10 protein-coding genes are annotated in these 11031 nt (G+C 39.8%); all 10 read right to left on the reverse strand.

Features of this window, described 5'->3' with window-relative positions; translation table 11 throughout:
* Position 1 precedes the first annotated feature (1 nt).
* Entirely contained in the window at positions 2-751 is a 750-nt protein-coding gene (locus tag ABH968_RS04905) for a Stp1/IreP family PP2C-type Ser/Thr phosphatase (RefSeq protein WP_053483343.1), read from the reverse strand.
* 6 nt (positions 752-757) lie between these two features.
* Positions 758-1900 carry a dual-specificity RNA methyltransferase RlmN gene (rlmN, locus tag ABH968_RS04910; RefSeq protein WP_370042908.1) on the reverse strand — a complete coding sequence of 381 codons (1143 nt, stop codon included), beginning with the start codon at positions 1898-1900 and terminating at the stop codon, positions 758-760.
* Positions 1900-3261, reverse strand: a complete 1362-nt coding sequence (gene rsmB / locus ABH968_RS04915) for a 16S rRNA (cytosine(967)-C(5))-methyltransferase RsmB (protein WP_370042909.1) — start codon at positions 3259-3261, stop codon at positions 1900-1902. Before rsmB ends, rlmN begins: the two co-directional genes overlap by 1 nt.
* Positions 3258-4199: a methionyl-tRNA formyltransferase gene (gene fmt, locus ABH968_RS04920; RefSeq protein ID WP_370042910.1), complete on the reverse strand. Its 942-nt coding sequence runs from the start codon at positions 4197-4199 to the stop codon at positions 3258-3260. The genes rsmB and fmt overlap by 4 nt, the downstream gene beginning before the upstream one ends.
* A gap of 1 nt (position 4200) precedes the next feature.
* A complete protein-coding gene (gene def, locus ABH968_RS04925; RefSeq protein ID WP_370042911.1) occupies positions 4201-4695 on the reverse strand; it encodes a peptide deformylase in 495 nt (164 codons plus the stop codon).
* A 202-nt stretch (positions 4696-4897) separates the two neighbouring features.
* Positions 4898-7312, reverse strand: a complete 2415-nt coding sequence (gene priA / locus ABH968_RS04930; protein ID WP_370042912.1) for a primosomal protein N' — start codon at positions 7310-7312, stop codon at positions 4898-4900.
* Complete coding sequence (gene coaBC, locus ABH968_RS04935; protein ID WP_370042913.1) at positions 7309-8319, reverse strand: bifunctional phosphopantothenoylcysteine decarboxylase/phosphopantothenate--cysteine ligase CoaBC; 1011 nt, start codon at positions 8317-8319, stop codon at positions 7309-7311. The genes priA and coaBC overlap by 4 nt, the downstream gene beginning before the upstream one ends.
* 127 nt (positions 8320-8446) lie before the next feature.
* On the reverse strand, positions 8447-8674 hold the full coding sequence (gene rpoZ / locus ABH968_RS04940) for a DNA-directed RNA polymerase subunit omega (RefSeq protein ID WP_370042914.1): 228 nt from the start codon (positions 8672-8674) through the stop codon (positions 8447-8449).
* 4 nt (positions 8675-8678) lie between these two features.
* Positions 8679-9296 (reverse strand): guanylate kinase, encoded by a 618-nt coding sequence (gene gmk, locus ABH968_RS04945; protein ID WP_370042915.1) that lies wholly within the window; start codon positions 9294-9296, stop codon positions 8679-8681.
* A 43-nt stretch (positions 9297-9339) separates the two neighbouring features.
* Positions 9340-10215 (reverse strand): YicC/YloC family endoribonuclease, encoded by an 876-nt coding sequence (locus ABH968_RS04950; protein ID WP_370042916.1) that lies wholly within the window; start codon positions 10213-10215, stop codon positions 9340-9342.
* Between the last annotated feature and the right edge of the window lie 816 nt (positions 10216-11031).

Here is an 11031-nt window from a genome sequence, read left to right on the forward strand (position 1 = left end):
CTTACACCTCCTCATCTTGCCTTGTGAGTAGCACGAGGGAGATATTGTCTTCTCCCCCGCTTGCATTTGCTAATTCCACAAGTTTTCGTCCTTTTTCTTCTATTGAATCTGGATACGTAATAATTGATGCCATTTCATACACTGTAAGTTTATTGCTTAAACCGTCAGAGCAAATGAGTAAATACGATTCTGATGCTAAATCAACTTCATAAAAGTCAGGTTCAATTGTTTCTTCTGTACCAACAGCTTTTAAGATGAAATTTTTCTTCGGATGCGTCAATGCTTCCTCTTCACTAATTTCACCATTTTCAACCAGAACATTTACATAGGAGTGATCTCTTGTTATTTGTTGTGCACCATCATCAAAGAAATAATACACACGACTATCACCAACATGTGCGATATAGCAATGATTTTCTTCAATTAACACTGCAATAAACGTCGTGCCCATTCCTTTACAGTCTTCGTGTGATAAAGAATAGTCGTATATACTTTTATTCAGTTGCTTGACTGCTTGTAATAACCACTCTTTTTTTGTTGTTGTTGATGCAAAATGATGTGCCTCTGCCTGTAAAAAAACGGATTCTATCTGTTTCATTGCCATATCACTCGCTACATCGCCAGCATTATGACCACCCATGCCGTCTGCTACAAGTGCTAGCGCAAGCCCGTCTGGACGTTTAAAAAATGCAGCACGGTCTTCATTAATTGCTCGTTTTAACCCAATATCACTTTCGACTGTGTATTCCAACACTGGTCACCTCGTCTCTTCAGATCTCTCTTGCGCACGTAATTGACCACACGCAGCTGCAATATCAGAACCTTGCTCTCGGCGGATAGTTACGTTAATACCATTTTTCTTTAATGTTTTTTCAAAGGCAAAGATTTGACTACGGGATGTACGAACATAATCACGTTCTGGTACGTAGTTTACAGGAATTAAGTTCACGTGGCATTTAATTCCTTTTATTAATGCAGATAATTCTTCTGCAATTTCAACTGAATCATTTTCACCAGACATTAAACCATACTCAAAACTAACACGTCGCCCAGTTTTTTGGGTATAGTAACGAACGGCTTCCATTAATTCATCCAACTTATAAGCACGAGCAATTGGCATTAGTTTTTGACGAGCCTCTTGGTTTGGTGCGTGTAAGGATACTGCAAAGTTGATTTGTAGTTGTTCATCAGCAAATTGATAAATTTTTGGAACAATCCCTGATGTTGATACAGTGATGTGACGAGCACCAATGTTTAACCCTTTTTCATGGTTGATGACTTTTAAGAAGTTCATCATTGCATCATAATTATCGAAAGGTTCTCCAATACCCATAATGACGATATGTGACACACGCTCGCCCACTTCATCTAAAGTTTGCTGTACTTTGACAACTTGCTCTACGATTTCCCCTGCTAATAAGTGACGTTTTAATCCACCTAAAGTTGACGCACAGAACGTACAGCCAATTCGGCAGCCTACTTGTGTCGTTACACAAACAGAGTTCCCATATTCATGACGCATTAATACAGTTTCAATCGAATAGCCATCTTGTAATTGGAATAAAAACTTGATAGTACCATCTTTTGATTCCTGTTGAATAATTGTTGACAATGTCGTTAATGCAAAACTTGCTTCAAGTTTTTCACGTAATCCCTTTGAAAGGTTAGACATTTCATCAAATGTTTTCACACGTTTATTATAAAGCCAATCAAAAATTTGTGCTGCACGGAATGGTTTTTCACCATTTTCCGTTAACCATTTTTCTAATTGTTTCGGCTGTAATGAGTATACCGATTCCTTTAAATTTGGTTTTTCTTTTTTTGCGCGTTGAACAGGCTTGTCTTCTGCTTCTTCAACTAAGTCGCTTATACGCTCATTAAATTTATCTTGATCCACCATTAGTTGGATCCTCCTTTTTTACGAAAGGCGGCAACGAAGAAACCGTCACTGCTAAAGTCTTGTGGAAAGACTTGAAGCATGCCATTTGCTTGCTTTTCCGCTAATTTTGTTGGTAAAGATTCTAGTTGTATAGCTTCCATTTCGGGATGCGTTGTTAAAAAGGCCTCTACAGTACCTTCATTTTCTCTTTTATCGACTGTACATGTACTGTACACAAGCTTACCATCTATTTTCAATACTTTTGTTGCAGCATCTAATAGCGCCAATTGTATTTTTTGGAGGTTTTCTAAATCTTCCTCACGTTTTGTATATTTAATATCTGGCTTGCGGCGCATAACACCTAAACCACTACAAGGCGCATCGACTAAAATAGCGTCGAATGATTCTAGTTGTAGAAAATCCGGTGCCTTACGTCCGTCAACCGGAGCAGTCTCTACTATATCAATTCCTAGACGATTCGTATTATGGTCGATTAAATCTAATTTATGAGGGTGAAGGTCGGTCGCTAAAATCGAACCTTCATTTTTCATAATCTCAGCTATATGTGTTGTCTTTCCGCCTGGAGCTGCACACATATCTAAGACACGCATGCCAGGAGATGGATGCAAAACATTTGCAGGAATCATGGAGCTTTCATCCTGAATTGTAATAAGCCCTTCTTGGAATGCCTTTGTTCGAGCCGGCTGACCATTTGTTACATGTAAGCATTCAGGCATCAGGTCACTTTTTTTCGCTGATAAACCTTCCGCTTCTATGCTGGCAATCGCTTGCTCGACGCTTCCTTTTGTCGTATTTACACGTACAGTTTGCACCGGAGGTACATTATTTTCATGTAACATTTCAGCTGCTACTTCAATACCGTAGTTATCGACAAAGCGCTGCACTAACCACTCGGGATGACTCGTTTCAATAGCAAGGCGCTCAATCGGATCTTTAATGTCATCAGTAGAAGCTACACCTTGACGTAAAATAGATCGTAAAATACCGTTGACCATTGAAGCAATCCCTTGGTGACCTCGACGCTTGGCAATTTCTACAGCTTCATTTACCGCTGCATGTGGTGGTATGCGCGTTAAATAATGCATTTGATATAAAGATAAACGTAAAAGCCAGCGCACCCAATGATCCACTGAGCCACGAATGAATGGCTCTAAATAGTAGTCAAGTGTCATTTTATATTGAAGAGTGCCATACGTAATTTCTGTTAAAAGCGCACGATCCTTCGCTTCAATTTTATGGCGCTTTATCGTTTCATTTAAAAGCAAATTACTATAGGCTTGATTTTTATCCACTGCTAACAGAATAGAAAGTGCAGCATCACGCACATTTCCATCCCAAATTACTACGCTTTTTTTACTCATTTAAATTGGTCCCCGATCTGTAATTTAGAACCTGTACCACGCAAATATTCCTCTGCTGTCATGCGTTTTTTACCAGCTGGTTGTACATCATACAGGGCAAGTGTTGTCCCATCTCCTGCTGCAACTTCAAAATGATCCTTTGAAATTGCAACGACTGTACCAGGAACAGTATCATGCTTTGTGTTTCCAACCTGTGCCCACCAAATTTTAAAGTTGCCATCTTCAAATGTTGTATAGGCAACTGGCCATGGATGCAGACCACGCACTTGATTGTATAAAGTTGTAGCATCCTTTGTCCAATCGATACGTTCTTGTTCACGTGAAATATTGCTGGCAAAGGTTACTTGCGCTTCATCCTGCACTGTACGGTTATTTGTTCCATTTATAATAGAAGGAAGTGTATCTTTTAATAATTCGGAGCCTACAATACTTAGCTTATCAAATAGTCCACCTGTATGATCTTCCTCTTCAATTGGGATAGCCTTTTGAGATATAATATCACCGGCATCTAGCTTTTGCTCCATATACATGATCGTTACACCAGTCTCTTTTTCACCATCAATAATTGCTTGGTGAATAGGTGCTCCACCACGATACTTCGGTAAAAGTGACGCATGGACGTTAATGCAACCAAGCGGTGGTGCATCTAGCAATTCTTTCGGCAAGATTTGTCCAAAAGCGGCTGTTACGATTAGGTCCGGCTGTAAATCAATAATTTGCTGTAATTCCTCAGAACCACGTAGCTTTTCAGGCTGAATAACAGGTAAACCTAACTCCATCGCTGCTACCTTAACGGGTTGTGGTGTTAGCACACGCTTACGCCCAACTGGACGATCTGGTTGTGTAACTACAGCTTTAATATCATAACCTTCATGATGTAGCATACGCAAAATTGGCGCTGAGAAATCAGGTGTCCCCATAAAAATTATTGAAGTCATATTATTCCTCCTCTTCAGCGTACATTGCTTCAAGCTCTTCTTCAGTTACAATGCGTTTGATTTTAGAATCAAATAACACGCCATCTAAATGATCGATTTCATGTATAATTGCTCTTGCATCAAAGCCTCCCGCTTCTAGCTCATATACACGTCCTTCACGGTCACATGCCTCAATTTTTACATAGTCAGGTCGTTCAACCTCACCGTATAATCCCGGGAAGCTTAAGCATCCTTCAATATCTACTTCAGCGCCATCTGTTTTAATGACAGTCGGATTTATCATTTCTAAAATATCTCGTTCCTCGCCAAGCTCGACAATTGCAACACGTAATCCTACATTTATTTGTGGTGCTGCAATACCAACGCCATCGTATTCAACCATTGTGTCATATAAATCATCTAGTAATGTAATAATTTCCTCATTAATTTCTTTTACTTCCGCACACGGCGTTGTTAGTACCTTTGCTGGATGTTCTACAACTTTTTTAATTGCCATCTTATGTTCCTCATTTCTATATTTAAGGCTTATACTTTGTCTCAGTGTAACGCCATATCATAATTAAACTAGTTCATTTAAACTTTTTACTTAATGTGGATCTTTCAGCATTCTATAGGTTCTTCACCATAACTTAGGGTTGATTTCCGCATGACATACGTTTCAACAAAATGTCATCCCGAATTTTCGGTGATGAAATATTTTATATAGTTGACGGATCTAAATCTACCGTCATTAAAATCCCTTGTTTAATCCATTCCGCTCGATACATCGCTAGAAGGCGCTGTAATACAGGAATGAGATTAGGTTCAATTTTATATTTTATCAAACATTGATAGCGATATCTATTTTGGAGACGACTAATACTTGCAGTTGTTGGTCCAATAATTGCTACTCGGTTTGATAAGTTTTCCTTTAGCCAATCCGCTGCACGTCCAGCATACTCTGCCGCCATCATGACATCCTCATGGGATATTTGAACAAGTGCTACATAATAATACGGTGGATAGCTAGAGCGGCGGCGTAAAAACATTTCACGTTCGTAAAATGGCTCGTAATCTTGTATTTTGGCCAATTCAATTGCATAATGTTCTGGCGTATACGATTGAATAATAACCTCACCATGCTTTTCATGACGTCCAGCCCTACCACTAACCTGCGTTAATAATTGAAATGTACGCTCCGCTGCACGGTAATCGGGTAGATGCAGAGATGTATCAGCACTAAGTACACCAACAAGCGTAATATTAGGGAAATCAAGACCTTTGGCAATCATTTGCGTCCCTAGCAAAATATCTGCCTGTCCTTCCCCAAATGCCTGTAAAATTTCTTCATGTGCACCTTTGTGCTTTGTAGTATCAACATCCATTCGGAGAACCCTTGCCTCAGGAAATAGCTTATAAATTTCTTCCTCGACTTTTTGTGTCCCCGTACCAAAATAACGAATATGCTCACTCTGGCATTGTGGACATATTTGAGGAACACGCTCCTCATAACCACAATAATGACATTTTAATTTCTCTGTTGTTCGATGATACGTTAACGAGATATCACAGTTCGGACATTGTACAACCGTTCCACAATCACGACAAAGCACAAAAGAAGAATAGCCACGACGATTTAAAAACAGCACCATCTGCTCTTTTTTCTCAAGCCTTACACGTATAGCATCAATAAGTTGCTCCGAAAACATAGAACGATTCCCTTTTTGAAGTTCTTCTCGCATATCGGCAATAAAAACAGTTGGTAACGGTTGATGCAAAGCACGTCGCTTTAATGATAGCAAACTATATACGCCCTTCTTTGCTCTCGCAAATGATTCAAGTGCAGGCGTTGCACTACCTAATATAACTGGACATTTGTAAAATTCACTTCGCCAAATCGCTACATCTCTAGCATGATAACGCGGTGAATCCTCTTGCTTGTAAGTTGATTCATGCTCTTCATCTAGAATAATGAGACCTAAATTTGTAAAAGGTGCGAAAATCGCAGAACGAGCCCCAACAACAACGCTTACCTTTCCTTGCTGAATTTTACGCCATTCATCATACTTTTCACCGACAGATAAGCCACTATGCATGACAGCAACAAGCTCACCAAAACGACTACGAAAACGCTCTGTCATTTGTGGTGTTAATGATATTTCAGGCACTAGCATAATGGCTTCCTTACCTTCATCTAACACCTTTTGTATCGCTTGCAAATATATTTCAGTTTTACCACTTCCCGTGACACCGTGTAGTAAAAAAGTTTTCGCAGTCTGTTCTTCCATCGACCCATTAATAGCCTTAAGTGCTATGTGCTGCTCTTCCGTCAATTGTAAAGATTGCGTACGGGAAACCCCCTTCGTAAAGGGATCTCGATATACCTCTTCTTGTATAAAATGAGCGGCTCCTTTTTCAATAACTGACTGTAATACCGCGGTAGATGTGCCTGTTTCCTCATAAATTTTCTGTGGCAAAAGGATCTCTCCACGGTGTCTACCCATCCATTCAATCAGTTGGCGCTGCTTGGCTGCTCTCGCTGCACCTTCCATTGCCTTATCGATATCTTGCTGATGATCTGAAATTTTGACCATCCGTATTTCTTTCACATTCCCTTGCTGCTTCACAACATTTTCAATTTTTACAATTTTATTAGTGATAAGCTGTTTTAATAAAGGAAGTAATTCTGCACGCTCGAATTCTTTGAAATTAGCCTGTTGTCGCTTACCAAAAATAGCTTGCGCCTCATCTGGCAAAGCGTCTTTCTCCTCTAGTAGCGTTATGATTTTTTCATACTTCGCTCGAAGTGCTGATGGGAGCATGACCTGTAAGGCATCAATTTCGTAACAAATCGTTTCGTTTTTCAGCCACTTTGCCATTAACAGCATTTCTTCGGTCAATACAGGCTCTATATCTAAAATTTGCGCAATAGACTTTAATTTATTAGATGGTACATCTGTTTCATTTTTTAATCCGACCACAAAGCCTAGAACATTTCTCGGCCCAAACGGTACTTTTACACGACAGCCCATCTCTATAATATGTGCCCATTCTGTAGGCACCTCATAGTCAAACGGACGATCTACATGGTATGTTGAAACATCCACTATTACCTCTGCAATCAACAAACTCATTGCTTCTCACCCTGTAATACATATGTCCAAAATGCTTGCGCAAACTGCATGGCATTTGTCGTATCCCACCATTGACCATTTACTTCTGCTGTGTCACTAAAATCAATCCACGTGTCAGACATAATTGTTAACATTGGTTCACCAATAACCTTTTGTCCAAAGGTTATTGCGGTCATTCCTTCTACGGATAGTATCGGTGCCCCTTCAATTATAGGCGTATTTGCTGCATGGATAAAAAATGCAGATGGATATTGTTTTTTATAATCCTCAAGCTGTTCAAAGAGTTTATACACGCTCGTTTCTTTCTCATCTAATAGGATTACATTTGCCCCCAGTGTTTTTGCCTCTTTTGCTATTGCCTGACCAATTTTACTGTTCGACTGTGTACTAATAACATGGTGCTCGTCCAATGGTACATAAAAAGCTCCAGCTGTAACCACTACCGTTTTACCAGCTAATGGCTTAACCTTCTCCGAAAAAAATTCTTGCACGATCGCCGTTATTTTTTCTGGCTCCTCTAAACGACCTTTACCAACATAGCCACATGCCAAAAAACCTTCTGAAGGCTCAATAAATTGATAGCCATCAGATTGTAATTGAGCCAAATTTCGTTTTACCGCTGGATGGTCATACATATGTACATTCATCGCTGGTGCAAGCCATACAGGGGCAGTTGTTGCAAGCAAGGTCGTCGTTACCATATCGTCTGCAATTCCATTCGCCAGTTTCCCTATGACATTTGCGGTAGCTGGTGCAACTAAAATTAAATCTGCCCAATCCGCCAAATCAATATGGGCAATAACACTCGAATCCTTTTCATCAAAAGTATCGAAAAAAACATCATTTTTGGACATAACTTGAAAGCTCAGCGGATTCACAAACTGTCTTGCTGATGCTGTCATGATAACCTTTACATTTGCCCCTGCCTGAGATAGCTTGCTAACTAGAGCGACAGCCTTATAAACCGCTATACCACCTGAAACACAAAGTAAAATATTTTTATTCATGCACAATCGTCCTTTCAAATGATAAGCTCCCAAAGGAAAATTCCTCGGGAGCTTTCGGCATTCTGTATAATCAAAAATCCACTGCAGACTTTAACATTAATTTGGCAAAAGCTTATTTACCCCAATGTTAGATTTCGTCTTCGTACACAGTTGACTCATCCTGTGATACCTTCGTAAGTACACCTGCTGCTACTTCTTCAAGTGCTTTCCCTACGTATTTATAGGAAACGTACTTGTGTAAGCGTTCAGTATCTTGTTCCTCTTGCATTTGACGAGCACGTTTAGATGCTAGACTTACTAAAGAGTATTTTGAATCGATTTCTTTTTTTAATGCATCTACTGATGGGTATAACATAGGTTTATTCTCCTCTCAACATTGACAAATATCTTTTTTCAACACGTTCTCTACGACAATGCTCGGCTTTAATAATCGCATTTATACGATCACAGGCATTTGTCACTTCATCATTTTCAACTACATAATCATAAAGGCTCATCATTTCGAGCTCTTCACTTGCAGTTGCAATTCGCTTTGCAATAACCTCTGCTGTTTCCGTCCCTCGACCAACTAAACGGTCTTTTAATTCCGTTAAGCTTGGTGGGGCTAAGAAAATAAATAATGCATCTGGTGCCTTTTCGCGGATTTGTGCAGCACCTTGCACTTCGATTTCTAAAAACACATCACGTCCTGCATCAAGTGTTTCATTTACATAGGCTAACGGTGTTCCGTAATAATTCCCTACAAATTCAGCATGCTCCAATAAGCCACCCTGTTCAATCAACGCTTCAAATTCTTCACGTGTCTTGAAAAAATAGTCTACACCATCTACTTCACCTTCGCGAGGATTTCGTGTTGTCATCGAGATGGAATACTCATAATTCGTATTCGGCTGAGAAAATAATTCTTTTCGCACTGTCCCTTTACCTACACCAGATGGGCCAGACAGAACAATTAATAATCCACGTTCTTTTATCATTTATTCTCTATATCTCCCTTAATTTATAACAGATACATGCAAGCTATTCGATATTTTGAACTTGCTCGCGCATCTTTTCTAAAATTGTTTTCGCCTGAACTACCGCAATGGCCGCCTCTGTTGATTGATTTTTTGAACCAATCGTATTGATCTCGCGGTGTATTTCCTGCATTAAAAAGTCTAATTTACGGCCAACCGAAATCGTTTCTTGTAATGTTTCTTTCAGTTGATTAAAGTGACTATCTAATCTGTCCAATTCTTCGGTGATGTCCACACGTTCTGCAAATATCGCTACTTCAGCAAGTAGTCGATCTTCTAACAACGCTCCATCCGCTACTTCAGTAATTCGTTCCAATAATCGTGTACGATATTTTTCAACAGCAAGAGAGGCGCATGAACGAATGTAGTTCACTTGTTCCATTAACTGTTCTTTATATTGTACAACAACATCATGCAATTCTTGCCCTTCACGCTCACGCATTTGAATCAGCTGTTCAAGTGCTTGCGTAATAGCCTTTTCAACAGCACCGAGTAAATCCTCAGGTGTAAGCTGTGGCTTTTCCTGTACAAGCGCTTGTTCAAGCGATAGCAGCTCTTGCATTGTCCATTTTTCTTCTAGTGGTACTTTACTTGTTAATTGCTCTTTTGCCTTACGATACGCTTCAATTAATGACCAATTAATTTCAATAGATTGCTCGACGTTCTCTAAATCTTTAACATAAACCATCACATCAATTTTGCCACGTGACAAAGCTTGCGAAATTAATTTCTTTGCAAAAATTTCTGCTTCAAGCCATTCTTTCGGGAATTTTGCATTAATTTCTAAAAATCGATGGTTGACCGAGCGCATTTCTACGGTTAATTGAAAGTCTCTTGTTGTTGTGACACCTCTGCCAAAACCAGTCATACTACGCACCAAGGTTCGTCACACCTTTCTTTGCATACTGGGATTATTATAACATAAGCTCTGTCATTTTTGACGTAAAAAATTACATAGAGCAAAAGCTAATTCTACCACAATTGAAGCTATATTTTAATATTCACCTAAAAAATGCTATGATAAACATAAGAAAAAACTCATTAGCAAAGCATAGAGATGACATTTGTTAAAATGTATGTCATGTCTAGAAGTTGATTAAAGTGAAGAACAGGCGACTCATCGGGGGAAGCCGATTTCCGTTACGGGCTACTTGCTTTGTCGCTGACGCTTCGCTTTCGCGCAGAGCAGGGCTTCCTGCGGGCGAGCGTCGAGCCGCTTCCTCCGCTCCGCTTCGTGCAGGGTCTCGTCTGTCTCGCTTTCCCGCGGGAGTCAAGTAGCCCTTCACTACAATCTGCTAAAAATGGGCACTTATAAGCAAAAATATCAACAAAAAACCCTTTAATTGCTCAAAACAATGTTTTCTAATCAACATTTCTTCTCAAATTAATTCAGTTGCACTCTAAATAATTTGAGAAGATAAAAGTGGTTAATCAATACACCTGATCAATTATGCCTCGACATAATTGCGTCCGGAAACGGCTTTGTGCTTTGGCCTGCAGATGTTTTTTGCGCGAAAGCGTAGCGGCAGCAAATCTAACAAATTGATTCATCATCGGAATTTAGAGATGGCACTTTGCTAAAACGTATGTCATGCATATAAGTTGATTGGAGTGGAGGCTGGGCGACTCCTCGGGGATCAGCGTCACAGATGAGACCCTGGAGCGAGCATCGCGAGTGAAGCGGCTCATCGGACGC

The organism is Lysinibacillus sp. RC79, assembly GCF_041262405.1.
In the GTDB taxonomy this organism is placed as follows: Bacteria; Bacillota; Bacilli; order Bacillales_A; family Planococcaceae; genus Lysinibacillus.